Below are 24,083 nucleotides of genomic sequence, written 5' to 3' on the forward strand. Positions count from 1 at the left end.
TCAGAGTCGAATTGTTGGGAAATTCTCCAGAATTTCCTGCAATTCGACTCTGACCCTAATTTGTTTACTCAGCAATCCACCTTCGACAACCGGGGTCGGAGTCGAATTCTTTGGCAACTTTGAGTAATTGCCCAACAATTCGACTCTGACCCCAATTGTTTTCTGCTACTGCGCGAAATGTCGACAAAGCCAGATTTGATCCAGCTCAAAACGAAGGCCATTTCATTCTCAGCTGGAACAAAAACGGCCGCTCAGCTCGCCCCAGATAATTGGGGTCAGAGTCGAATTGTTTGACAACTTTGGGGAATTTCCCAATAAATCGACTCTGACCCCAGTGTGGGGTCGGCAGGGAAATTGACGGGGAATGGGGGTCGGAGTCGACTTGTTTGGCAATTCTGGGGAATTTCCCAACAATTCGACTCTGACCCTATTTGTCAGATGCCGTAGCGGGTGCGGTAGGCGGCGACGGCGTCCTTGAATTGGGACAGCTGCGGATCGGCGGCCTGGCCCGACAGGTAGCCGAACAGGTCGTCCAGGTTGGCGATGGAGATCACCGGGATGCCGAATTCGCGCGCGACTTCCTGCACCGCGGAGTTCTCCGACAACGCGCCGTCCTTGCCCGAGCGTTCCATGCGGTCCAGCGCGATCAGCACCGCAGCCGGCTCGGCGCCCGCGGCACGGATCATGTCAACCGATTCGCGCACCGAGGTGCCGGCCGAAATCACGTCGTCCACGATCACGACCTTGCCGGCAAGCTTGGCGCCGACGATGGTGCCGCCTTCGCCGTGGTCCTTGGCTTCCTTGCGGTTGTAGGCGTAGGAGGTGTTGCGGCCTTTGCCGGCCAGCGCCACCGCGGTCGCGGAGGCCAGGGTGATGCCCTTGTAGGCCGGGCCGAACAGCATGTCGAACTCGACGCCCGAGTCAAGCAGGGTCTGGGCGTAGAACTGCGCCAGCTGGCCCAGGGTCGCGCCATCGTGGAACAGGCCGGCGTTGAAGAAGTACGGCGACTGGCGTCCCGCCTTCGTGGTGAACTCGCCGAACCGCAGCACTCCCGTCGAGACCGAAAAAGCGATAAACTCTTGGCGCAAATTGTTCACAGTAACCCCATCTAGAAAAAAGTGGCAGTATTTTAAACCGCGGACCCGGCCAGCGTCATCGCCGCCCCTGCTGCCCAGCCAACACCGTCCCTTACATGCCACGAATTATCTCCGCAAACCTCAACGGTATCCGCTCCGCCCACAAGAAAGGCTTCTTCAACTGGCTCGCCAACCAGGAGGCCGACTTCGTCTGCGTCCAGGAACTCAAGGCCCAGGAAGCCGACATGACCGAGGAGTTCCTGCGCCCGCACGGCTACCACGGCCACTTCCACTACGCCGAAAAGAAGGGCTATTCAGGCACCGGCGTCTACAGCCGCCTGGCCCCGGACAACAAGCGCATCGGCTTCGGCTGCGCCGAATTCGACGCCGAGGGCCGCTACACCCGCTGCGACTTCGGCAACCTGACCGTCATCTCGGTCTACTGCCCGTCCGGCTCGTCCTCGCCCGAGCGCCAGCTCGCCAAGTTCCGCTTCATGGAAGTGTTCCTGCCGCACCTGCAGGAATTGAAGGCGGAAGGCCGCGAGGTCGTCATCTGCGGCGACTGGAACATCGCGCACAAGGAGATCGACCTCAAGAACTGGAAGAGCAACCAGAAGAATTCGGGCTTCCTGCCGGAAGAACGGGCCTGGATGACCCGCATCTTCGACGAGCTGGGCCTGGTGGACGTGCACCGCGTGGTCGCCCCGGAGGCCGCCGATTACACCTGGTGGAGCAACCGCGGCCAGGCCTGGGCCAAGAACGTGGGCTGGCGCATCGACTACCACGTCGCCACCCCGGGCATCGCGGCCAGCGCCAAGGCGGTCTCGATCTACAAGGACGAACGCTTCTCCGACCACGCGCCGCTGATCATCGATTACGCGCTCTAAACCTCCTCTGCCCTTTCTCCGAATCCCCCCACCCCGGGGGGATGTGTGGCATTTTTGATGCAAACAGCATGGCATCCACCCCCTGATGCCATCCAGGATGCTGTTTTGTTGATACTATCTGCCTGTCAATTTCCGGCTAGCATTTTTCCTTGCCCGGTCACCAAAGCTTTTCAGCGCAGAGCCAGATGAACGCCACCACCACCTCGCCCACGAGCACCGCTTCCCTCTCTTCCAGCAACGTCCGTACCGCCAGCCTGAGCAGCGTTGCATCGGCGGCGAAACTGCTGAGCTCGAAAGGCACCGAAACCGATTCAGGCTTCCAGATCGACATGGAATTCTCGACCGCGATGGCCCGCGGCCAGGGCGTGGTCTACGTCACGGATGGCGCGGTCCAGACCGTGATCGACCGGATGACCGGCAAGCAGGCCATCCGCATCGTCGGCGCCAGCGAAACGCTCGCGGTCCCGGTGAGCCAGCTGCAGTTGTCGGGCAATCACGTCATCCTGGAAGCCAGCGGCCTGAGCGCCGGCCGCACCTATCACGTGTACATGGCCGACGGCGTCCTGCTCGACGCCGCGCTGCTCGCCTACACCGGCATCACGGTGCCGGGTACGGTCAGCTTCGCGCCGCCCGACCGCAGCGCGGACACGGCCGCCCCGGCGCTCGAGGGGATCAGTTTCGATGGTTCGACCCTGGACGCCGCCCACGACCTGGTGGCGACCCTCCGCTTTTCCGAAGCCGTACGCGAAAGCGGCCTGCTGGACGCCATCTATGCCAGCGATGCCGACCTGTCCGGACTGGCCAGCAGCGACGGCGGCAAGACCTGGACCGTCACCCTGAGCCTGCCCGATGGGATCGAGGAGCCGGCCCTGGGCGTCTTTGGCGTCAACATGGGCAATGTGCGCGACCTAGCCGGCAATGCCGGCGCCGGCTTCGAGCCGCTGCCGGCCTACGCGGTCAACATGGCCAGCTCCTTCCTGTATGTCTACGACGACGGCCAGGATCCAACCGACGGCCTGATCAGCGACGCCAATTCGCGTTCCGTCGGCGGCGTCTTCTTCGGCGATTTCGCGGACCTGGAACAGAACTTCGAACTGAGCATCGGCGGCGTCCCGATCGGCAACGCCGACATCCAGTTCCACCAGCTGGGCGGCGCCCTGTACTGGGTGTACGACGGCGAGGAATACTGGACCGAGGGCGTCCACGACATCGTCGTCCGGGCCACCAAGGCCGGCGGCGAGATCCTGGTGATGAACAAGCAGGTCACCGTCGACGGCACCGGTCCGCTCGTGACCGTCTCGCCGGCCTCGGCCCCGCCGGACCAGCTCCCGCCCGACTTCGACGTCGCGGGCACGCTGGTGATCGAGTTCGACGAAGCCGTGTACTTCAACGACGAATCGCCGCGCATCGAGGTCCACACGCGCGTGGGCGAAGCCTATCCGGTCACCACCTATATTCCCGTCAGCGAACTGAACCTGTCTCCCGACCGCAAGATCCTGACGATCCCGGCGGACCAGCATCGCCTGATGACGAACGCGAACGTGATGCTGTTCCTATACGACGTCGCCGACATGGCCGGCAATTCCCTGCGCAGCGAGGGGCTCTCGTTCAACACGGTCGGCCTGGATACGGCCGCGCCGGTGGCCGTGGACGCCTGGGCCCAGGGCTACAGCGCCGGCACGCTGGGCACCGGCGACTCGGTCCGCTTCACCATCCGCTTCAACGAATCCGTCACCCTGTTCGGCGACCAGGAACGCTATGTCACCATGAGCAACGGCGGCCGCGCCGTCCTGGAAGGCGCCAGCGCGGATTGGCAGGAGCTGAGCTTCCGCTACACCGTTCAGGCGGGCGATGCGGACGAAAACTATCTCGGCATCGGCGACCTCGGCGGACTGGCCAAGCAGCTGAAGGATGCGCACGGCAACGTCCTGACCGACGCCTACATCGACTTCGGCGCGCTCTACCTGTCCGGCTACGGCAGCTTCCACGTCGACCAGACCGCGCCCGGCGCCCTGGCCCTGCCGGTCATCGCGGCCGGCAGCGACAGCGGCATCATCGGCGACGCCATCACGCGCATCGCCCGGCCGCTCATCCAGGGCACGGGCGCCGAAGCCAACGCCCGCATCCACATCGAGATCGACGGCCAGGAAGTCGAAAGCTATGTCCGTGCCGGCTACGACGGCAAGTGGAGCTGGATGCCTTCCGCCGACCTGGCGGTCGGGGCGCATACGCTGAAGTTCTGGCAGGAAGACGACGCCGGACTGGCCGGCGCCAAGACGGCGCTCGGCGTCTCCATCGAAGGCATCCTGGCGCCGCTGCTGGTGGTCGCGGGCGGCCTTGGCCTCTCCACCGCCTCCAGCGTGACCAGCAGCCCCGCTACCGACGGCGGCGTCACGCCCACGGCCATCGACAACCCGCTGGACCAGGTGACGATCGTCGGCTCGGTCCAGCCCGGCTTCGGCCAATAGGAAGGTTCAGGGCCAGTCGAGCGCGAGTCCGCTGGCGAAGCTGCGCTCTTCCCCGCTCAGCGGGTCGGGGAAGCTGATCGAGCGCGCCAGCAGCTGCAGCGGCGCGCTGAAGTCGTCGCCCTTGCAGGGCAGCGCCACCGGATAGAAGGCGTCGTTCAGGATGGGCGCGCCGAGCGCGGCCAGGTGCAGGCGCAGCTGGTGCTTGCGCCCGGTGTGCGGGTGCAGGCGGTAGCGCGCAACAATGCCGCGACGCTCGATCAGTTCGATCAGGGTTTCCGAATTCGGCTCGCCTTCCACCTCTTCGCTGATGAAAAACTGCTCGGCGCCGTCCCGCATGCGGCTGCGGTAGGTGAAGGGGAAGTCCCTGCCCTCGATGACGCCCGCCAGGGCTTCATAGGTCTTCTTCACCACGCGCTTCTGGAACATCGACTGGTAGGCCCCGCGCGTGTCCGGGTTGTGCGAGAAGATCACCACGCCCGCGGTCTCGCGGTCCAGGCGGTGGATCGGCACCAGGTGCGGCAGGCCGTAGCGGCGCTTGAGGCGCACCAGCAGGGTCTCCTTGAGGAAGCGCCCGGTCGGGATGGTCGGCAGGAAGTGGGGTTTGTCGGCCACCAGCAGGTGCTCGTCCAGGTGGATCACCCGCTCCTCGAAGGGAATCGGGGTCTCGGGCTGCTCCAGCTCGCGGTAATACCAGATGCGCATGCCCTGGCGCACCGGGGTGTCGGCGCGCAGCGGCTCGCCCCTGGCGTCGACGATCTCGCCGCGCGCCAGGCGCGCCGCCCAGGAATCAATCGTCACATCGGGATAGCGCTCCGCCAGGAAGCGCAGCATGCCGCCGGCGCGCGTTTCAGTCAGCCACAGATAGCTGGGCGAGACCCCGTCGCGCACCGGCAGGGGCACGTAGGCATTGGCTTCGGCCTGGCGCCCCTTCCTTCCACTACCCATTACCCATTCCTGTTCAGCGCAAGACCACGTTGGTGCGGTAAGGCGGCAGCTTGGCCGCGCTGGTGCCCTTGGTGCGCGCGTACAGCGGCAGCAGCACGTTCATGTGCGACTCGATGTCGGCGATGCGGGTCTCGCCGCCCGGGTGGGTCGACAGGATCTCGAGCGGGGTGCGCTTGCCCAGGGCCGCCATCTTGCGCCACAGGGCGATGCCGGCGCGCGGGTCGTAGCCCGCGCGCGCCGAGATGTCCAGGCCCACCAGGTCGGCTTCGCGTTCCTCGTCGCGCGAGAACTTCAGCACCAGCATCTGGCCGGCGTAGTTGGCGACCGTGCCGGTGATGTTGGGGTCGATCCCGAAGATGCCCGAGATCAGGGCGCCGCCGACGCGCGCGCCGATGCCGGTCAGGCTCGACTTGGCCATGCGCTCGCGCCCGTGCTCGCGCAGCGCGTGCGCGATCTCGTGGCCCATGACGGCCGCCACTTCGTCGTCGGTCAGCTTGAGCGAGCTCAGGATGCCGGTGAAGAAGCCGATCCGGCCGCCCGGCATGCAGAAGGCGTTCACCTGGTTGGCGTCGATCAGGTTGACCTGCCACTGCCACTGGGCGGCGTTCTGGTTCCAGCGCGGCGCATGCGGAATGATGCGCTGGGCGATGGCGCGCAGGCGCTTCACTTCCGGATGCGAATCCGGCAGCAGCACGCCCTTCTGCTGGGCTTCGCCCATCATGGTAGTGTACTGCTGGGCCGCGGCTTCGTTCAGCTGCTCTTCCGGGATCAGGACCCGGGTGCGCGACAGCGGCTTGACGCGGATGCCGTCCTGGACCTCGGTCTGCTGGCGGGAGTCCTGCGCCGCCGCGGGAGCGACGGGCATGGCGCCAACGACGCCCGCCAGCGACAGGCACATTACGAGTTGTTTTAGTTTCTTCATGTTCATCATCGATAGGCTGTTTTTGGCAGCTCTATCCTCTCAGAAAGTAAACGGGACGAGCAACACGCTCAACGGTGCCCATCATCGCGCACGGCCTGAGCACGAACAAGCCGCCACCGCACATAAAGTGTAAGAAGCTGTTTCAGCTCGCCGGTACCGGTTTTACTTTCTTGCGCAGACGGAACACCGCCAGGCTGCCGCGCAGGTTGGGCAGCACCGTCACCGGCTTGCCCTCGGCCAGCGCCACGCACTCCAGCACTTCCAGGCCGCACTCTTCAGCCAGTTCCTGGAAGTCGTAGATGGTGGCGCAGCGCACGTTGGGCGTGTCGTACCACTGGTAGGGCAGCGCACGCGAGACCGGCATGCGGCCCTTGAGCAGGGCCAGGCGGTGCGGCCAGTGGGCGAAATTCGGGAAGGAGACGATGGCTTCGTGGCCCACGCGCACGATATCGCGCAGCAGCGCTTCCACGTGCTGCATCATCTGCAGCGAGGACAGGCACAGCACGGTGTCGAAGGCGTTGTCGCCGAACAGGCCCAGGCCCTCTTCCATGTCGTGCTGGATCACGTTGATGCCGCGCCTGGTGCTTTCCAGGACCTTGTCGTCGGCGATCTCGATGCCGTAGCCGGTGCAGCGCTTGTCCAGCTCCAGGTAGCGCAGCATGGCGCCGTCGCCGCAGCCGACGTCGAGCACGTGGGCGCCTTCCTTCACCCAGTGGGCGATGAAGGCCAGGTCGGGACGCAGGGCGTTGAGTTCCTTGAAGTTCATGCGCCCTCCCCGGCGAATTCCTGGGCGATGCGGTCGTAGTAGGCGCGCACCACGTTCATGTAGCGAGGATCTTCCAGCAGGAAGGCGTCGTGGCCGTGCGGCGCGTCGATCTCGGCATAGGTGACCTTGCGCCGGTTCGATACCAGCGCCTCGACGATCTCGCGGCTGCGCTCGGGCGAGAAGCGCCAGTCGGTCGTGAAGGACGCGAGCAGGAACTGGGCGCGGGTGCCGGCCAGGGCTTTGGCCAGGTCGCCGCCGTGCTCGCGCGCCGGGTCGAAGTAGTCGAGCGCCTTGGTGATGAGCAGGTAGGTGTTGGCGTCGAAGTATTCCGAGAACTTGTCGCCCTGGTAGCGCAGGTAGGATTCGATCTCGAAGTCGATGCCGAAGTCGAACTTGTAGTCGTCGCTCTCCGCGGCGTTGCGCAGCTTGCGGCCGAACTTCTCCGCCATGTCGTCGTTCGACAGGTAGGTGATGTGGCCGACCATGCGCGCCACCTTGAGGCCGTTCTTCGGCACCACGTTGTGCTCGTAGAAGTCGCCGCCGCGGTAGTCCGGGTCGGTCAGGATGGCCTGGCGCGCGACGTCGTTGAAGGCGATGTTCTGGGCCGAGAGCTTGGGCGTGGAGGCGATCACGATGCAGTGGCGCAGGCGCTCCGGGAACAGGATGCTCCAGGACAGGGCCTGCATGCCGCCCAGCGAGCCGCCCATGACGGCGGCGAACTGCTCGATGCCGAGCCGGTCGGCCAGGCGCGCCTGGGCCGCCACCCAGTCTTCCACCGTCACCACCGGGAAGGCGGCGCCGTAAGGCTTGCCGGTGGCCGGGTTGGTGTGCATCGGGCCGGTCGAGCCGAAGCAGGAACCCAGGTTGTTGATGCCGATGACGAAGAAGCGGTTGGTGTCGACCGGCTTGCCGGGGCCGACCATGTTGTCCCACCAGCCGGCGCTCTTCGGGTTGTTGGCGTACATGCCGGCCACGTGGTGCGAGGCGTTGAGCGCGTGGCAGATCAGGACGGCGTTCGACTTGTCGGCATTCAGCGTGCCGTAGGTTTCGTACATCAGCGTGTAGTCGCCGAGCTGCGCGCCGCTTTGCAGGCGCAGCGGCTCAGGGAAGTGCATCGCCTGCGGTGTGACTATTCCAAGAGATCCCATGAAGGTGTTTCGCGTGTTTTTATGTGGTGCGGAGAGTGCGTTAAAGCGCTTGCAGCTGCTCGACGGCCGCGGCGATCTCGCCCGGTTCCATCGAGCGCAGGATGCGCCGGGTGCGGCTGGTGATGGCGTTCAGGTCGCAGTTCAGGATTTCCTGCTTCACCGAGAGGATCTGCGCCGGGTGCATCGAGAATTCGCGCAGCCCCATGCCCAGCAGCAGGCGGGTGAGCTTGACGTCGCCGGCCATCTCGCCGCAGACCGCCACGTCCAGCCCGGCCTTGTGGCCGGTGGCGATGGTGTTGGCGATCAGCTGCAGCACCGCCGGGTGCAGCGGATTGTACAGGTGCGCCACCTCGTAGTCGACCCGGTCGATGGCCAGGGTGTACTGGATCAGGTCGTTGGTGCCGATCGAGAGGAAGTCCATGCGCTTGACGAACATCGGCAGCGCCAGCGCGGCGGCCGGGATCTCGATCATGGCGCCGACCTCGATCCCCTCGTCGAACTTGAGCTTGTCTTCGCGCAGGCGCGCCTTGGCCTGCTCGAGCAGGTTCAGGGTCTGGTCGATCTCGAAGGCGTGCGCCAGCATCGGGATCAGGATGCGCACCGGTCCGAAAGCCGAGGCCCTGAGGATGGCGCGCAGCTGCGTCAGGAACAGCTGCGGCTCGGCCAGGCAGTAGCGGATCGCGCGCAGGCCCAGGGCCGGGTTGAGCGCGGTGTGCTCGGTCGGGTCGAGCGGCTTGTCGGCGCCCACGTCCAGGGTGCGGATGGTCACCGGGCGGCCCTTCATCGCCAGCACCGCCTTGCGGTACTGCTCGAACTGCTCGTCCTCGCCCGGGATCTGCAGGCCTTGCGCGCCGCGTCCCATGAACAGGAATTCGGAACGGAACAGGCCCACGCCGTTGGCGCCGGCTTCCAGCGCGGCCGGGCAGTCGTCCGGCAGCTCGATGTTGGCCAGCAGCGTGATGGCGGTGCCGTCCTTGGTCACCGCCGGGGTCTTCTTGAGCTTGAGCAGGCGCTTGCGCGCCTTGATCAGGGCGTTCTGGCGCGCGCGGTACTGCTCCAGCACCAGCTGGCTCGGATTGCAGATCACCACGCCGGCGTCGCCGTCGATGATGACCCAGTCGTCCTGCTCGATCAGGCGCGAGGCCTGGCTCATGCCCACCGCCGCCGGGATGTCGAGCGAGCGCGCGACGATCGCGGTGTGCGAGTTCTGGCCGCCGACGTCGGTGACGAAGCCGATGAAGGAGCGCGGGCCACCGTCGCGGTCGCGGAAGGCCAGCATGTCGGCCGGCGAGATGTCGTGGGCCACCACGATCATCTGGGGCGGCGCCTGGTCCTCGCCGGCGAACACCGGCGGCACGCTCAGCGCGGTGCCCAGCAGGACCTTGAGCACGCGCTCGGCCACCTGCTGGATGTCGTGCTTGCGCTCGCGCAGGTACTCGTCCTCGATCTCGTCGAACTGGCGCGAGAGCTCGTCGATCTGGGTCACCAGCGCCCATTCGGCGTTGTAGTGGCGCGAGCGGATGATGTCGAGCGGCGCCTCCGAGATCATCGGGTCGGACAGGATCAGCGCGTGGACGTCGATGAAGGCGCCCAGCTCGGTGGGGGCGTCCTTGGGCAGGTCGGTCCACAGCTCCTGCAGGTCGCGGTGCACCTCGGCGATGGCGTCCTGCAGGCGGCGCACCTCGGCCTCGACCTGCTCTTCCGGCACCAGGTAGTGCTTGACGTCGAGCGCGGCCGGGGTAAGCTTGTGGGCGCGCCCGATCGAGATCCCGCGCGATACCGGAATGCCGTGGAGCGTGAACGATGCCATCGAGGGTCCCGTATGGCGGGCGGCAGCCGCTTCGCGCGGCATTACTCGCCTTCGCCGAACTTGTCGTTGATCAGGCCGGCGAGCGCGGTGACGCACTGCTGCTCGTCCGGGCCATCCGCTTCCAGCAGCACCTTGGCGCCCTTGCCGGCGGCCAGCATCATGACGCCCATGATCGACTTGGCGTTGATGCGGCGGCCGTTGCGGGTCAGCCAGACGTCGCTCTGGAACTTCGCGGCCAGCTGCGTGAATTTGGCGGAAGCGCGGGCATGCAGCCCCAGCTTGTTGATGATCTCAAGTTCCTGTTGAATCATATTCTCGATGTCGTTGTTCTAGTAAGGAGTGCGCGCGGTCCGCCAGGGCGCGCACCGGTGCGCCGCTTCAGCTCGACCCTACCCGGATGCGGTTGTCCACCCGTACCGCGCCGTTCTGGGCGCCGGCCAGGGCCATCTCCACCACCACGTCGAGCGTGTCGCGGCGGTAGGTGATCGCGCGCAGCAGCATGGGCAGGCTGATGCCGGCGATGATTTCCACGTGGCCGGCGTCGGCCAGCGAATTGCAGCAGTTGGACGGGGTGCCGCCCTTGATATCGGTGATCACCAGCACGCCGTCGCCCTCGTCCAGGCGTGCGATCGCTTCCTTGGCGAGGCAGTTGACCTCGCCCAGGTCCTGGTCGGCGGTCACGTCGATCGCCTCGAAACGCTCGGTCGGGCCGCGAAACACATGCGCGACCGCCGCGATGAATGCCTGGCCCAGCGGCGCGTGGGTCATCAAGAGTATGCCTACCATGTCAGTTGTTCCTGGCCTGCTGCGCCTGCAGCTCGACCGCGTCGATGAACATCGCGGCCACGTCGAATCCGGTCTGGTCGGTGATCTCCTGGAAGCAGGTGGGGCTGGTGACGTTCACCTCGGTCAGGAAATCGCCGATCACGTCTAATCCTACCAGCAACAGCCCGCGCGCGGCCAGGACGGGGCCGAGGGTCTCGGCGATCTCGCGGTCGCGCTCCGTCAGGGGCTGGGCCACGCCGACGCCGCCGGCCGCCAGGTTGCCGCGCACCTCACTGCCCTGGGGGATGCGCGCCAGCGCGAAGGGCACCGGCTTGCCGTTGATGACCAGCACCCGCTTGTCGCCCTTGACGATGGCCGGGATGTATTTCTGGGCCATGATGGTGTGGCGGCCGTTGTCGGTCAGGGTCTCGATGATCGAGCCCAGGTTCATGGCGTCCTCGCGCACCCGGAAGATGCCGGCGCCGCCCATGCCGTCCAGCGGCTTGTAGATGACGTCGCCATGCTTGGCGTGGAAGGTGCGCAGCTGGGCCAGGTTCGAGCTGACCAGGGTCGGCGAGGTGAACTCGCTGAACTGGCAGATCGACAGCTTCTCGTTGTGGTCGCGGATCGCCGAGGGACGGTTGAACACGCGCGCGCCCTGGCGCTCGGCCAGTTCCAGCAGATAGGTGCCGTACACGTATTCCATGTCGAAAGGCGGATCCTTGCGCTCGATGACGGCGTCGAAGGTGGACAGCTCCACCGTCTCGGCCGGGTCGGCGCGGTACCATGCATCCGTATCGCCGGTCAGGTGGATGCGCGCCACATTCGCGATCACGACGCCTTCCTGCAGCGCCATGTCGCGCTGCTCGAAGGCGTAGATGGCATGGCCTCGCTTGGCCGCCTCGCGCATCATGGCGAAGGTCGAGTCCTTGTAAATCTTGAATCCGGAAAGCGGATCGGCAAGAAAAGCGATTTTCATGGTGCTTCCAATAGGGACAATGCATCGATTTTAGCCGGAAACGCCGAAGCTCGCGGCCGCCGGTCCGCTCAGGGCGGAAATCGACGTTGAAATGCACTTTGGCAACTTGCGTCGCCTCAGAAACCGGCCTGATCGCACGCAAACCCGCGTATTTACCTGCGTACGGATGAACTGTTGCCGCGCCGATTTGTTTATGATCTTGCATAGTTATCTACAAGGCACACCATGACACCCGCTCAACGCCAGGCCGCCAGCGAAGCCCTGCTTCGCGAACACGGCATTCCCATCAATCCGCAACTGCCCTGGATCGAGGACGAACACGAGGTGCGGCTGCGCTCGGCGGACGAGCTGTGCCGGCGCCTGGCGGCCCTGTGGGGCGTGGTCGGCACGGCGATGTTGCGCGAGAACGATTTTTTCGAGGACTATTTTTCCATCGGCGACAGGCGCAGCTGGCTGTCGAACGACGAGGCGCGCTTCCTGTTCGACGACGAACCGGTGGAAGAGGACTACATCCGCTTTTCCTGGCGCCTGGAGGCGCTGTATTTCCTGGCCTGGTGCGGCGGACTGGTCGAGCAAATCGGCCTGCCGCGCAGCGAAGCCAGCGCGCGCGAGTTCCTGCACTTCTTCCCCGAGGACGAAGCCGACCCGGTGGCGCTGGCGGCGGCCGTGCGGGTGCGGCCGGTGGGCGAGATCCTCGACTGGTCCGACCGCCTCTACCGCCTGCACTGGGCAGTGCGCGACGCGCACTTGAACGGCCGCCCCACCCCGGGCGGCATCGAGCCGGGCGTGGTCTTCGAATGGCATTACGCGGTCAACTGGATGACTCGCTACGACGGCGAGGACGACTGGGACGAGATCGGCACGGATACCTGAATCCATGCCCATGCGCGTTGCCATGTCTTGTCGCGGGACGCTATAGTGAGCGCCTCCTCAGAGGCGTACTCATGGTGAAAGACAGATGAATCACCCGTCCTTGTTCGAATCGGTGTTCAATAGCTCGCCCATCGGTAATTACCTGCTGTCGCCGACGCCGGACGCCATCATTCTTGCTGTCAACGACACCTTCCTCAAGGCTTCGTCGCGGACACGGGAAGAATTGGTCGGCATGAGCCTGTTCGCGGCCTTCCCGCGCAATCCGGACGATCCCGAGGACCGGGGCGAAATCGACTTGCGCCGCTCCCTGGCCCGCGCCGTCGATACCGCCAAGCCGGACAGCCTGCCCGCCATCCGCTACCCGATCCGGGTCGAACTGCCGAATGGCGAAGTGGTGTTCGAGGAACGCTTCTGGAGCGCGGTCAGCACCCCGATCTTCGGCGAGGACGGCAGCATCGTCTGCATCTCGCACACGACCAGCGATGTCACTGAACAGGTCCGGGCCGCGGCCGCGCTGCGCGAGAGCGAGAAGCGCTTTCGCGCGCTGACCAGCGCGACGGCCGACGTCATCTACCGCATGAGTCCCGACTGGACCCAGGTCCGCCAGCTCGAGGGGCGCGGCTTCATCAAGGATACGGCCGACCCGAACGAAATGTGGCTCGACGAATACATTCCGCAGGGAGACCACGACCTGGTGCACCAGGCCATCGACGAAGCAGTGAGCAACAAGCAGGCTTTCGAGCTGGAACACCGGGTCAGGCGGATCGACGGCAGCATCGGATGGACGCTCTCGCGGGCGGTGCCGATGCTCGACGCCCACGGCGCCATCTACGAATGGATCGGCGCCGCCAGCGACATCACCGAGCGCAAGGAGGCGGAAGCGAAACTCAGGGACACCGACCGCCGCAAGGACGAATTCGTCGCGATGCTGGCCCATGAATTGCGCAATCCCCTCGCGCCGATCCGGGCCGCGGCCGAACTGCTGCAGATGGCCCACCAGGACCCGCAGCGCGTGCGCCAGACCAGCCAGATCATCACGCGCCAGGTCATGCACATGACGAACCTGATCAACGACCTGCTCGACGTCTCGCGCGTCACCAACGGCCTGGTCACCTTGGACAAGGCGCCGCTGAACATCCGCCATGTCCTGATGGAGGCGGTGGAACAGGTGACGCCGCTGATGCAGTCGCGGCAGCACCACCTGGCGATCCACCTGCCGCCCGGCTCCACGGTGGTGAGCGGGATGCGAAGCGGCTGGTGCAGGTCATGACCAATATCCTCAGCAATGCCGCCAAATACACGCCGGCGCGCGGGAACATCGAGCTCAGGACAGAGGTGCATCCCTCGCAAGTCCTGATCACCGTCACCGATAACGGGATCGGCATGGCGGCGGAACTGACCGGCCGCGTATTCGACCTGTTCACCCAGGCCGAGCGCACCTCGGACCGCTCCTCGGGCGGACTGGGACTGGGACTGGCGCTGGTCAAGAGCCTGGTCGAACTGCATGGGGGAACGGTGTCCTGCGAGAGCCCGGGCCCAGGCGGGGGAAGCCGATTCACGGTCGGCCTGCCGCGCCAGGACGCCGGTGACCAAGTCCTTGCGCCGCAAGCCGCGGAGCACGGCGCCGGCGTGGCCGCCGCTCCCCTGCGCATCATGGTCGTGGACGACAACGTCGATGCGGCGACCATGCTCGCGATTTTGCTCGAGGCTGCCGGCCATCAGGTGACGGTCGAACACCGGCCCGAGGATGCGCTGGAGCGGATCAGGGAGGCCAGGCCGCAAGTCTGCCTGCTGGACATCGGCCTGCCCGGCATGGACGGGCACGAGCTGGCGCGCCGCCTACGCCAGCTGCCGGAGACGGCCGACGCGCTGCTGGTCGCGGTCACCGGGTACGGGCAGGAGGAAACGCGCGCCCATGCCCTGGCCTCGGGCTTCGACCACTACTTCGTCAATCGACATGGCCGCGCTGCATCAGCTGCTGGCCGCCGCCTCCGCCGGCTGATCGCCGAAGCGTCCGGCCGCGCAGAAGGCGCGCAGGCGCACCTCGTCCTCCCGGCTCAGGCAGCGGAAGGGAATCGGGATCGCGCCGCTTGCGAACATCAGCAGGTAACCGCTGCGGTAGCGCCGGACCGCCCGGACCTCGTCCCAGCGGCGCAGCGAGCGCTTGTGCCCGGCCCTGCGTTCGATCCCGCTTGCATCGATGTGGAATTCACAGACGGGCGCGCGCCAGCGCTTCGCATAGAACACCGGTGGCGCGATCAGCGCGATCCAGACATTCGTCATGAACGGCAGCCAGGCGAGCGCGCAGGCCGCGCCGGCCAGCAGGCCGGTGCGCCAGCCGCCGGGACCCACGGCCCAGGCCAGGACCAGCGCCAGCATGCCGAGCGCCAGCGGCCACAGCAGCTTGGCGCGGCGGGCGGCGGGACTGTCGTGGCGCGCCAGGAAGGCGAGATGGTCGCGCAGCAGGCTGCAATATTCGCGCAGGGTGCAGGCGCCGGAGAAGCGCACCGGCATGGCGTCCGGCGGGGCCGCCACCGGGCCGCCGGGGGGATCGACCGTCAGTTCATTGGTGGCGATCGTCTTCCTTTCCTGGCGCATGATCTGCATCGCCACTTCCTTGCGGCTGGGCGGGCGCGGATGGATAAAACCAAGCATGGGTGGCTCCGGCTGATCTCGATCTCCCCGACATGGGGCCGGATGCCCACATTGCAATGGTGCAAACTTTTTGCTTGCTCCAGCCTCAAGCCTGTGTTTACACTGGGCTTCTCACAACCACCGTCCAGATGGAGAAACACATGAAGCGGGTTACCGGTATCGGCGGCATTTTCTTCCACGCGAAAGACCCAGTGGCGCTGCGCGCCTGGTACCAGCGCCACCTGGGCATCGAGGTGCTCGAATGGGGCGGCGCGGCCTTCACCTGGACCGATGCGCAAGGCAAGCCGACCGGCGGCACCACCATCTGGTCGATCAGCCCCAACACCGACAGCCACTTCGCTCCCGGCGCCTCCTTCATGATCAACTACCGGGTGGACGACCTGGCCGCCCTGCTCCAGGCCCTGCGCGAGGAAGGCTGCCAAGTGCTCGACCAGACCGACGACTCCGAGTACGGCAAGTTCGGCTGGGTCATCGATCCGGAAGGGAACAAGGTCGAGCTCTGGCAGCCGCCTGTGGGGCAATAAGCTACTTCCCTTTCGGGCTTGCTGCGACCTCGATCCTCGCCGTCATCGTCGGATGCAGGGTGCAGTGGTAGTCCATGGACGGGCCGGCGCGCACGGTGTAGCGCCAGGTCTGCCCGGTCTGCAGCTCGCCGGACTGCATGCTCCCCTTGTCGGCGCTGACGTTGTGGACGAACAAATCCTTGTTCGTCCAGAGGATGGTGTCGCCCGGCCGCGCCTGGACCACGCGCGGCGTGAAGGCCATGCCGTCGATGACCACGCGATGCTCCGCCGCCCCGGCAGCCGCCGGCCAGCACAACGCGAGCACGGCCGCGCGCCAGGGCTTCATTTGAGTTCGCCCTGTAGGTGTTTGGCGTGCTCCAGGTGGGCCACGAAGGCCGGACGCACCTTCACCAGCAGGGCCTTCAGTTCGGCGTTGGCGGCGTTCGGGATCAGGGTTTTATCGAGCGCATCGAGCACGGTCTGGTGGTAAGCCACCTCGTTGTCGACATAGGCCTTGTCGAAGGCCTTGCCGGACATGCCCTTCAGCTTGGCCAGCGTGGCGCCGCCATCCTTTTTCAGGCCCTTGCTGGTGTCGTTCTCGCTGGGGGTCACGTTCAGCTTCTGCACCAGGGCGGCGGCTTGCTGGTTGACCGAGGTATGGTCGGCCACCATGCGCTCGGCGAAGGCGCGCACGGTCTTGCTGCTGGTCTTGGACTGGGCCAGTTTGCCGGCGTCGATGTCGACCGCGTTGGCGGCGACGACGATGGCGGCGATCTCGGCATCGTTGGGCGCGGCGGCGTGGGCGGACGCCAGGCCGGCGCTGAGCAGGAAGGACAGGAGCAGCGGGATCGATTTTTTCATGACAGGCCTCTTTGTGTGAGTAAATAACGGTGGAGCTGCCCATTGGATGCGGCCCGCCGCCGCCACGTTCCCGTTTCCCGTCACTCCGCTTCGTTCAGGCGGCCCAGCACATGGCTGACGATGCGGTCGCAGCGTGCGCCGTCGAAGGCGAAGGCCTCTTCCAGCGCAAAATCGATTTCGCGCGACAAGGCGTCGCGCAGCATGCCGCGCGCGCGGAAGTAGCGGGTGCGCACGGTGGCTTCCGGGATGCCGAGCGTATCTGCCGTTTCCTCGACGCTGAGCTCCTCCAGGGCGCGCAGCACGAACACGGTCCGGAAGACTTCCGGCAGCGCATCGATCCTGGCTTCGATCAGCTGCCGCGTCTGGGCCCGCAGCGCGGCGCGCTCGGGTTGTTCTTCCTGCTGGGAGAATTGCGTGTCGATGCGTTCTTCCATGTCCGGCTCCGCGCTTAGTTCAATGATCTCGGCCATTCTCCCGGCCTTGCGGTGACGCATCAGGGCGGCGTTCACGACGACGCGGGTCAGCCATGTGCCGAGCGAGGACTCGGCGCGGAAGCTGGACAGGGAGCGGTAGGCCTGCAGATAAGCGTCCTGGAGCGCGTCTTCGGCCTCGGCGTCGTCGCGCAGGATGCTGCGCGCCACGCGGTAGAGCCGGCGGTTATAGCGGCGCATCAGCTGCTCGAAGGCGCTGCTGTCGCCATTGCCGATCCGCTGCAAGAGCGCGCTGTCCGGATCGTTTCCTGTTGTCTGCAAGGGTGCCGGCTGCATGTTGTCTCCTCTGGTAAGCCTGTTCCTGTCCATCAGATGCGCGCAAGCTGCTCCGCGTTCCCTCAGAGCGGCCGGTCCGCGCGGCTTTCCGCGAACGCGCGCGGAATGGCGCCGATCTGCTGCAGCACCCCGAGCCGGTCGGCCTGCAGCCAGGCGCGGACGATCCGGCCCTCGCGCAGCTGGTAGATCACATTGCCCTCCTGCGTGACGTCGGCATGGCTGGGCGGTAGCCCGACAAAGCGGCCGCGGTGGGTGGCGCGGAAGGTCCAGCGCGCCGCCACCTTGTCGTCCTCGCCGATCAGGTCGTGGAGTTCGAAGCGCACGCCGGGAAAGCCGGTCAGCACGGTTTCGATGGTGGCGCGGAACTCGCGCGGTCCGCGTTCGCCGCGCGTCCCGGTGAAGTCGGGCGCGATCAGGTCCTCCAGCCGGCCGAGCTCGCGCGTGTTGATGCACTCCTCGTACAGCGTGCGCACCAGTTCCTTGTTGAGCTCGACGGTCGTCTTCGCAGTATGCATCGTTTCCTCCAGGTGGATTGACTATCGATGCGGACGAGTGTAGAACCTCAACTTAACTTGAGGTCAAGAGGAAAACATGGCGAAAATCGATCCGGACGAGATCAAGCGTCCGCTGACGGTGGGCGAAGTGGCGCGCCGCAGCGGCGTGGCGGTGTCGGCCCTGCACTTCTACGAAACCAAAGGCCTGATCCACAGCGTGCGCAGCGCCGGCCAGCAGCGCCGCTACGTCCGCGACGTGCTGCGCCGGGTGGCGGTGATCAAGGTGGCCCAGCGCATCGGCATCTCGCTGGCCTCGATCAGCGAGGCCTTCGCTTCGCTGCCGGAAGGACGCTCGCCGACGGCAGGCGACTGGGCGCGCATGTCCAGCCTGTGGCGCAAGGAGCTGGACGAGCGCATCATGCAGCTGACGCGCCTGCGCGACCAGCTGGACGGCTGCATCGGCTGCGGCTGCCTGTCGATCGACGCCTGCAGGCTGCGCAATCCCCTGGACGAATTGTCGGAACAAGGGAGCGGGCCGCAGCTTCTGTAGGAGGAAGCATGGATAAGGTCGAGGTCGATGGGACGGAACTAGCGGTGCGACTGGCAGGCGACCGGAGCAAGCCCGCCCTGCTCCTGCTCCACGGTTTTCCCAGCTCGTCGGCGACCTTTCGCGACGTGATCGGACCGCTGGCGCACGATTGTTTCGGCATCGCGCCGGACCTGCCAGGCTATGGAGCGTCCGAGCCGATCGAGCGCCCTACTTTCTCCCGTTTCGCGGACCTCATCGATGGTCTGCTGGAGGAGCTCGGCGTCGACAGCTTCCACCTCTACCTGCACGATTACGGCGCCCCGGTCGGCCTTCACCTCGCCACGCGCTCCCCCGCCAGAATCCGCAGCCTGATCATCCAGAACGCCAATGCCCACCAGAGCGGCATGGGGCCGTCATGGGCGGCAACCCGAACATATTGGAAAAATCCGACATCCGAACATGAAGCCGAGGCGACCTCCCATCTGAACTTCGACGGCGTGCGCGACCAGTACCTTGGGGGGATACCTGAGGACATCGCGCGCCGCATCGATGCGGCGCGATGGGAAGAGGACTGGCGGATCATGTCGCTGCCGGGCCGCCTGGCCTTGCAGCGGGCGCTGGTGCTCGACTACCGCAGCCATGTCGCGCGCTTCCCCGAGATCGCCGCCTACCTGGAGCGCCACCAGCCGCCGGCGCTGATGCTCTGGGGCCGGCACGACATCTTTTTCGACCTGGACGAGACCCTGTGCTGGATGCGGGCGCTGCCGCGCATGGAAGCGCACATCCTCGACGGCCCGCATTTCCTGCTGGAGACGCATGCCGCCGAGTGCGCAGCCCTGATGCGCGCCTTCCTCAGGCGCGCAGGGATGAATCAGTAGACTTCCGGATTCGGATCGGTACGCTCCAGCTCCAGCGAGGCCGCCAGCAGGCCCAGGCGCGCCACCACGCCGTAGACATAGAAACGGTTTGGCGCCGCCGTGCCCGGCTTGGCCTTGAGGTCCGGCACCGCATGCTGCTGGGCGAAGGCCAGCGGCACATACTGCGAGCCCGGCGCATTCAGGTTCTGGTCGATGCCACGCTCGGCGTGCACGCGGTAGAAGCCGCCCACCACGTAGCGGTCGATCATCATCACCACCGGCTCGGCCACCGCGTCGTTGATGCTCTCGAAAGTCGGCACGCCTTCCTGGATGATCATGTCGGTGACCGCCACGCCATCCTTGATGACCGACATCTTGCTGCGCTGGGCCGGGGTCAGGTCGCGCACCTCGCTGGCGTCCTTCACGGTCAGGATGCCCATGCCGTAGGTGCCGGCGTCGGGTTTCAGGATCACGAAGGGCTTCTGCTCCTTCATGCCGTATTCCTTGTACTTCTTCTTGATTTTCGACAGCAGCATCGAGACGTTGTCGGCCAGTTCCTCGGTGCCGACGTTCTCCTGCAGGTCGACCTCGCCGCACTTGGCGTGCAGCGGGTTCACCATCCACGGGTCGATGTCGATCAGCTTGCCGAACTTCTTGGCCACCTCGTCGAAGGCCTTCAGGTGGTTGCTCTTGCGGCGCAGCGCCCAGCCGGCGTGCAGCGGCGGCAGCAGCGACTGCTCGTGCAGGTTTTCCAGGATCGGCGGGATGCCGGCCGACAGATCGTTGTTGAGCAGGATGGTGCAGGGATCGAAGTCGGCCAGGCCCAGGCGGCGGCCGTTGGGCGAGCGCACCAGGGGCTCGATCACCAGCATATTCCCGTCCGGCAGCGCCAGCGGGGTCGGCTCGGTGATTTCCGGCGACAGCGAACCGAAGCGCACGTGCAGGCCGGTCTGGCGGAAGATCTGCATCAGGCGCGCCACGTTCTGCAGGTAGAGCGGGTTGCGCGTATTGGTTTCCGGGATCAGGAGCAGGTTGCGCGCATCCGGGCAGTACTTGTCGATCGCGGCCATGGCGGCCTGCACCGTCAGCGGCAGCATCTCGGTCGCCAGGTTGTTGAAACCGCCCGGGAACAGGTTCGTATCGACCGGCGCCAGCTTGTAGCCCGCATTGCGCAGGTCCACCGAGCAGTAGAACGGCGGCGTATGCTCCTGCCACTCGAGGCGGAACCAGCGCTCGATGGCGGGCGTGGCCTCGAGGATTTTCTTTTCCAGATCGAGCAGAGGGCCGGTTTGGGCGGTGACGAGGTGCGGAACCATGAAAGTGGACGTCCTTACAATGCGCTGCAGTGAATTGTGGCTACCGATGTGGGGGCAGACGGACAAGTTGCAAGGCCGCACGTTGCAATAACGCAAAAAGGCGCCCGCAGGCGCCTTTTCGATACCGCCGCGCGGATATCAGGAATGGTACGCCGATTCGCCGTGGCTGGTAATGTCCAAACCTTCGCGTTCCTGGTCTTCCGGCACGCGCAGTCCGATCACGACGTCGACCAGCTTGAAGGCCACGAAGGACACCAGCGCCGACCAGAAGATCGTGATGCCCACGGCCTGGGCCTGCACCCACACCTGGTTGGCGATCGAGAAATCCGGCGATGCCTTGTTGGCAACATAGTCCCAGATGCCCTGGCCGCCCAGCTGCGGCGATGCGAACACGCCGGTCAGCAGTGCGCCCAGGATGCCGCCCACGCCGTGCACGCCGAACACGTCCAGCGAGTCGTCGGCGCCCAGCAGGCGCTTCAGGCCAGTCACGCCCCACAGGCAGATGATACCAGCCAGCAAGCCGATGACCAAGGCGCCCATCGGACCGACGAAGCCGCAGGCCGGGGTAATGGCCACCAGGCCGGACACGGCGCCCGAAGCGGCGCCCAGCATCGACGGGCGCTTCTTGAAGATCCATTCGCCGATCACCCAGGACACGGTGGCGCAGGCGGTCGCCAGCAGGGTGTTGATGAAGGCCAGTGCGGCGATGTCGCCCGCTTCCAGGGCCGAGCCGGCATTGAAGCCGAACCAGCCCACCCACAGCAGCGAGGCGCCGATCATGGTCATGACCAGGGAATGCGGGGCCATCGATTCGCGGCCATAGCCGATGCGCTTGCCGATCACGTAGGCGCCGACCAGGCCGGCCACCGCCGCGTTGATGTGCACCACGGTCCCGCCCGCGAAGTCGAGCGCGCCCTTCTGCCACAGGTAGCCGGCGGCGTCGGTGACGCTGGCCAGGGTGGCGGCGTCCTGAATCGCATCCGGACCGGCCCAGAACCAGACCATGTGGGCGATCGGCAGGTAGCCGAAGGTGAAGAACAGCACGACGAACAGCATCACGGCGGAGAAGCGCACGCGCTCGGCGAAGGCGCCGACGATCAGCGCGCAGGTGATGGCGGCGAAGGTGCCCTGGAAGGCGACGAAGATGAACTCTGGGATCATCGTCTCCTTGCTGAAGGTAGCGGCCATCGAGAAGGTGCCGGCCGCGGCGTCGTAGATGCCGTTCAGCATGGCGCGGTCGAAGCCGCCGACAAAGGGAGTGCCGCCCTGGGTGAAGGCCAGCGAGTAGCCGTACACGCACCACAGCACGATGACCAGCGCGAAGATGGTGAAGACCTGCATCAGGATCGACAGCATGTTCTTGGCGCGCACCAGGCCGCCGTAGAACAGGGCCAGGCCCGGGATCGACATCATGATGACCAGCAAGGTGGCGACGAACATCCAGGCGGTGTCGCCCTTGTTGACGGCGGGCGCGGCCCAGGCGGGCAGCGCGGCGCCGAGGCCGAGGGCGGCGGCCAGGATGGTGCTCAGGATTCGCTTCATGGGAGTGTCCTCTTACAGTGCTTCGTTGCCGGTCTCGCCGGTACGGATACGGATGACCTGGTTGAGGTCGGCGACGAAGATCTTGCCGTCGCCGATCTTGCCGGTGCGGGCCGCGCTCTGGATGGCGTCGATCACCTGGTCGACCACGGCGTCGTCCACGGCCGCCTCGATCTTGATCTTGGGCAGGAAATCGACCACGTACTCAGCGCCGCGGTACAGCTCGGTATGGCCTTTCTGGCGGCCGAAGCCCTTCACTTCGGTCACGGTCATGCCCTGCACGTTGATTTCCGACAGCGCTTCGCGCACCTCGTCGAGCTTGAAGGGCTTGATGATGGCAGTAATCATTTTCATGGCTTAGCCTCTTTTGCGATCAAAACGTTTTCGACAGGGTCAGCACGGCGGCCGACTTGCCGAGGTTCTTGCCTTCCGGGCTCAGGTAGGCCTCGGTGTTGGCCTTGATCCAGGCCAGCGACAGGGTGGCCACGCCGAAGTCCTTGGTCACGCCGACCTTGTAGTCGGTGTACGAGAAGGCGCTGTTGTTCTCGACGCGCTGGCGGCCGACGTGCAGGTTGACGATGAAGCCGTTGCCGGCGTCGACATCGGCGCCGACGTCCAGGTAGCCGCTGCGCTTGCTGTCGGCGGTGCCGAACAGGTTGGTGGTCGAGTGCGAGTACTTGACGTAGGCCGGGCCGAAGCCCAGGCGGCCGTAGAGCTCGAAGGTGTTGGCGCGCGGATTCAGGCCGTTGTCCGGGTAGTAGTAATACAGGCCGCCGACGTCGTAGCTGACAGCCTCGGTCAGCTGGCCGCGCTTGCCGCCGTAGATATCCCATTCGATGTTGCCGTCGCCGCCCAGGTCCTTGGTCCACTTGATGGTGGACAGCCAGGTGCCGACGTACAGGCCGGTCGGGCCGTGCACGTAGTCGACGCCGCCCTGCAGGGCCGGGTCGAGACGGGTCTGCGACAGGCCGCGGTAGCGGTAGTCGCTGGTGATGGCCGCGTTGTAGCTCACCTGATGTTCGGCGGGTTGTTCCTGCGCCAGGGCCGGGACGCTGGAGAGACCCAGGACCGCCAGGCCGACTGCTGCTGCGCATTGCTTCAGATTGCACTTCATGACAAACCCCCTCAGTTTGAACGGTTGCTGCCGTTGCGGTTTACAATTCTGTTATTGCTGCATTCACACTACGTTTAGCAGGATGCGTGCCAGCTCATAACGATGGGAAAGAGGCTTGTTTTTCGGGCCAGCTGCCCCACATTTGCTGTGAAACACCAAGATCGGCCGCACCATGCGCGAGCGGCGCGGCGATGTTGCAACCCATGCGCACCAAATCAGGCTGCCGCGCACCGTTGTGGTGCGCACAGCCCGGCCTTACCAAGGAAACCCAGGATATGAACAACTTCTTCAACGACTTGCAGGGCAAGATCAACCAGGCGCTGGAAAGCGGACCGGCCAAGGACATCGAGCGCAACGTCAAGGCGGTGATGACCCAGGGCTTCGCCAAGCTGGACCTGGTCACCCGCGAGGAGTTCGATATCCAGGCCCAGGTGCTGGCCAAGACCCGCGCCAAGCTCGAAGCGCTCGAGCAGCGCGTGATTGAGCTGGAAGCACGCCTGGCGACCCAGTCCACGGCCTCCGCCGCCACCGCGGCCCAGGCCGAGACGCCGCACATCATCACGCCGCCGAATCTCGACAAGCAGTAACACGTGCCTCCGGCATTCATGGAACAGCGGGAGCTTGTCATGAATGCGAAAGACAAGGTGAACGGTACGCTGGCGCCCCAGGAGGTGTCGCTGGACGTGCTGCGCGAGAAATACGCCAAGGGGGATGAGCGGACCATCGCCGACGTGCGCGCCCCGGGGGCGCGCGCGCGGGCCCGGCGCGCACCCGCCCCCCACCCCGCCCCATTCGAGCCGCGCGTTATG

Annotated in this window: 27 protein-coding genes and 2 pseudogenes; 10 read left to right on the top strand and 19 right to left on the bottom strand. The window is 65.7% G+C overall.

Translation table 11 applies throughout. The features are described from left to right. Positions 1–434: 434 nt before the first annotated feature. A complete protein-coding gene (gene pyrE / locus J8847_RS19575; RefSeq protein ID WP_211526390.1) occupies positions 435–1,097 on the bottom strand; it encodes an orotate phosphoribosyltransferase in 663 nt (220 codons plus the stop codon). A 95-nt stretch (positions 1,098–1,192) separates the two neighbouring features. Here pyrE and J8847_RS19580 point away from each other — a divergent pair, with 95 nt between their 5' ends. Next, positions 1,193–1,963 carry an exodeoxyribonuclease III gene (locus J8847_RS19580; protein WP_211526391.1) on the top strand — a complete coding sequence of 257 codons (771 nt, stop codon included), beginning with the start codon at positions 1,193–1,195 and terminating at the stop codon, positions 1,961–1,963. Between the two features lie 157 nt (positions 1,964–2,120). Here the strand turns inward: J8847_RS19580 and J8847_RS19585 are convergent, their stop codons facing one another. Next, the gene (locus J8847_RS19585; protein ID WP_211526392.1) at positions 2,121–2,294 is read right to left on the bottom strand and encodes a hypothetical protein; all 174 of its coding nucleotides are present in this window, start codon (positions 2,292–2,294) and stop codon (positions 2,121–2,123) included. On the opposite strand from J8847_RS19585, the gene J8847_RS19590 reads away from it, so the two are divergent. Continuing rightward, positions 2,293–4,431 (top strand): Ig-like domain-containing protein, encoded by a 2,139-nt coding sequence (locus tag J8847_RS19590; RefSeq protein ID WP_211526393.1) that lies wholly within the window; start codon positions 2,293–2,295, stop codon positions 4,429–4,431. The two genes, J8847_RS19585 and J8847_RS19590, sit on opposite strands and share 2 nt — an antisense overlap. A 6-nt stretch (positions 4,432–4,437) precedes the next feature. Here the strand turns inward: J8847_RS19590 and J8847_RS19595 are convergent, their stop codons facing one another. From J8847_RS19595 to gshB, 8 genes are all read right to left on the bottom strand, one after another. Further along, positions 4,438–5,376, bottom strand: a complete 939-nt coding sequence (locus J8847_RS19595; RefSeq protein ID WP_211526394.1) for a pseudouridine synthase — start codon at positions 5,374–5,376, stop codon at positions 4,438–4,440. A gap of 13 nt (positions 5,377–5,389) precedes the next feature. Further along, on the bottom strand, positions 5,390–6,298 hold the full coding sequence (locus J8847_RS19600; RefSeq protein ID WP_211526395.1) for a M48 family metallopeptidase: 909 nt from the start codon (positions 6,296–6,298) through the stop codon (positions 5,390–5,392). A 142-nt stretch (positions 6,299–6,440) separates the two neighbouring features. Further along, on the bottom strand, positions 6,441–7,064 hold the full coding sequence (metW, locus tag J8847_RS19605; protein WP_211526396.1) for a methionine biosynthesis protein MetW: 624 nt from the start codon (positions 7,062–7,064) through the stop codon (positions 6,441–6,443). Further along, positions 7,061–8,212 (bottom strand): homoserine O-acetyltransferase, encoded by a 1,152-nt coding sequence (locus J8847_RS19610; protein WP_211526397.1) that lies wholly within the window; start codon positions 8,210–8,212, stop codon positions 7,061–7,063. Before J8847_RS19610 ends, metW begins: the two co-directional genes overlap by 4 nt. Before the next feature lie 40 nt (positions 8,213–8,252). After that, positions 8,253–10,022, bottom strand: a complete 1,770-nt coding sequence (ptsP, locus tag J8847_RS19615) for a phosphoenolpyruvate--protein phosphotransferase (RefSeq protein WP_211526413.1) — start codon at positions 10,020–10,022, stop codon at positions 8,253–8,255. 41 nt (positions 10,023–10,063) lie between these two features. Then, complete coding sequence (locus J8847_RS19620) at positions 10,064–10,333, bottom strand: HPr family phosphocarrier protein (protein ID WP_211521435.1); 270 nt, start codon at positions 10,331–10,333, stop codon at positions 10,064–10,066. A 67-nt stretch (positions 10,334–10,400) separates the two neighbouring features. Beyond that, positions 10,401–10,808 (bottom strand): PTS sugar transporter subunit IIA, encoded by a 408-nt coding sequence (locus tag J8847_RS19625; protein ID WP_211521436.1) that lies wholly within the window; start codon positions 10,806–10,808, stop codon positions 10,401–10,403. Position 10,809: 1 nt separating this feature from the next. Beyond that, positions 10,810–11,766, bottom strand: coding sequence for a glutathione synthase (gene gshB / locus J8847_RS19630; protein WP_211526398.1), 957 nt, complete (start codon positions 11,764–11,766; stop codon positions 10,810–10,812). A gap of 225 nt (positions 11,767–11,991) precedes the next feature. Here gshB and J8847_RS19635 point away from each other — a divergent pair, with 225 nt between their 5' ends. The 3 genes and pseudogenes from J8847_RS19635 to J8847_RS24260 all read left to right on the top strand — a co-directional run. Then, positions 11,992–12,639 (top strand): DUF4272 domain-containing protein, encoded by a 648-nt coding sequence (locus J8847_RS19635; RefSeq protein WP_211526399.1) that lies wholly within the window; start codon positions 11,992–11,994, stop codon positions 12,637–12,639. An 85-nt stretch (positions 12,640–12,724) separates the two neighbouring features. Continuing rightward, positions 12,725–13,909 carry a histidine kinase dimerization/phospho-acceptor domain-containing protein gene (locus J8847_RS24255; RefSeq protein WP_229513056.1) on the top strand — a complete coding sequence of 395 codons (1,185 nt, stop codon included), beginning with the start codon at positions 12,725–12,727 and terminating at the stop codon, positions 13,907–13,909. Beyond that, positions 13,906–14,574, top strand: a pseudogene (locus tag J8847_RS24260) (ATP-binding protein); the annotation flags it as partial. The gene J8847_RS24255 and the pseudogene J8847_RS24260, both read left to right, overlap by 4 nt. A gap of 36 nt (positions 14,575–14,610) precedes the next feature. Here the strand turns inward: J8847_RS24260 and J8847_RS19650 are convergent. Next, positions 14,611–15,294, bottom strand: a complete 684-nt coding sequence (locus J8847_RS19650; RefSeq protein ID WP_211526414.1) for a YcxB family protein — start codon at positions 15,292–15,294, stop codon at positions 14,611–14,613. 140 nt (positions 15,295–15,434) lie between these two features. Here J8847_RS19650 and J8847_RS19655 point away from each other — a divergent pair, with 140 nt between their 5' ends. Further along, complete coding sequence (locus tag J8847_RS19655) at positions 15,435–15,818, top strand: VOC family protein (protein ID WP_211526400.1); 384 nt, start codon at positions 15,435–15,437, stop codon at positions 15,816–15,818. Position 15,819: 1 nt separating this feature from the next. Here J8847_RS19655 and J8847_RS19660 read toward each other — a convergent pair whose 3' ends face one another. From J8847_RS19660 to J8847_RS19675, 4 genes are all read right to left on the bottom strand, one after another. Further along, complete coding sequence (locus tag J8847_RS19660; protein WP_211526401.1) at positions 15,820–16,143, bottom strand: plastocyanin/azurin family copper-binding protein; 324 nt, start codon at positions 16,141–16,143, stop codon at positions 15,820–15,822. After that, positions 16,140–16,658, bottom strand: a complete 519-nt coding sequence (locus J8847_RS19665; RefSeq protein ID WP_211526402.1) for a DUF4142 domain-containing protein — start codon at positions 16,656–16,658, stop codon at positions 16,140–16,142. Before J8847_RS19665 ends, J8847_RS19660 begins: the two co-directional genes overlap by 4 nt. An 80-nt stretch (positions 16,659–16,738) precedes the next feature. Then, on the bottom strand, positions 16,739–17,425 hold the full coding sequence (locus J8847_RS19670; protein ID WP_211526403.1) for an RNA polymerase sigma factor: 687 nt from the start codon (positions 17,423–17,425) through the stop codon (positions 16,739–16,741). Positions 17,426–17,487: 62 nt separating this feature from the next. Then, positions 17,488–17,940, bottom strand: coding sequence for an ester cyclase (locus J8847_RS19675; RefSeq protein ID WP_211526404.1), 453 nt, complete (start codon positions 17,938–17,940; stop codon positions 17,488–17,490). 76 nt (positions 17,941–18,016) lie between these two features. On the opposite strand from J8847_RS19675, the gene soxR reads away from it, so the two are divergent. Both soxR and J8847_RS19685 read left to right on the top strand, forming a co-directional pair. Continuing rightward, positions 18,017–18,469, top strand: a complete 453-nt coding sequence (soxR, locus tag J8847_RS19680) for a redox-sensitive transcriptional activator SoxR (RefSeq protein WP_211526405.1) — start codon at positions 18,017–18,019, stop codon at positions 18,467–18,469. Between the two features lie 8 nt (positions 18,470–18,477). Continuing rightward, a complete protein-coding gene (locus tag J8847_RS19685) occupies positions 18,478–19,326 on the top strand; it encodes an alpha/beta fold hydrolase (RefSeq protein ID WP_211526406.1) in 849 nt (282 codons plus the stop codon). Here J8847_RS19685 and gshA read toward each other — a convergent pair. From gshA to J8847_RS19705, 4 genes are all read right to left on the bottom strand, one after another. Next, a complete protein-coding gene (gshA, locus tag J8847_RS19690) occupies positions 19,320–20,621 on the bottom strand; it encodes a glutamate--cysteine ligase (RefSeq protein WP_211526407.1) in 1,302 nt (433 codons plus the stop codon). The two genes, J8847_RS19685 and gshA, sit on opposite strands and share 7 nt — an antisense overlap. A 138-nt stretch (positions 20,622–20,759) precedes the next feature. Beyond that, positions 20,760–22,163 carry an ammonium transporter gene (locus J8847_RS19695; protein ID WP_211526408.1) on the bottom strand — a complete coding sequence of 468 codons (1,404 nt, stop codon included), beginning with the start codon at positions 22,161–22,163 and terminating at the stop codon, positions 20,760–20,762. Positions 22,164–22,175: 12 nt separating this feature from the next. Then, complete coding sequence (glnK, locus tag J8847_RS19700) at positions 22,176–22,514, bottom strand: P-II family nitrogen regulator (RefSeq protein ID WP_211526409.1); 339 nt, start codon at positions 22,512–22,514, stop codon at positions 22,176–22,178. A 19-nt stretch (positions 22,515–22,533) separates the two neighbouring features. After that, entirely contained in the window at positions 22,534–23,274 is a 741-nt protein-coding gene (locus tag J8847_RS19705) for a TorF family putative porin (protein WP_211526410.1), read from the bottom strand. 275 nt (positions 23,275–23,549) lie between these two features. Between J8847_RS19705 and J8847_RS19710 the strand changes: the two are divergent. Together J8847_RS19710 and J8847_RS19715 are read left to right on the top strand one after the other, a co-directional pair. Beyond that, positions 23,550–23,771: pseudogene (locus tag J8847_RS19710) on the top strand (accessory factor UbiK family protein); the annotation flags it as partial. Between the two features lie 129 nt (positions 23,772–23,900). Beyond that, a partial coding sequence (locus tag J8847_RS19715) for a hypothetical protein (RefSeq protein WP_211526412.1) occupies positions 23,901–24,083 on the top strand: 183 nt, incomplete at its 3' end.

This window comes from Massilia sp. AB1, assembly GCF_018119385.1.
Classification (GTDB): domain Bacteria; phylum Pseudomonadota; class Gammaproteobacteria; order Burkholderiales; family Burkholderiaceae_D; genus Telluria.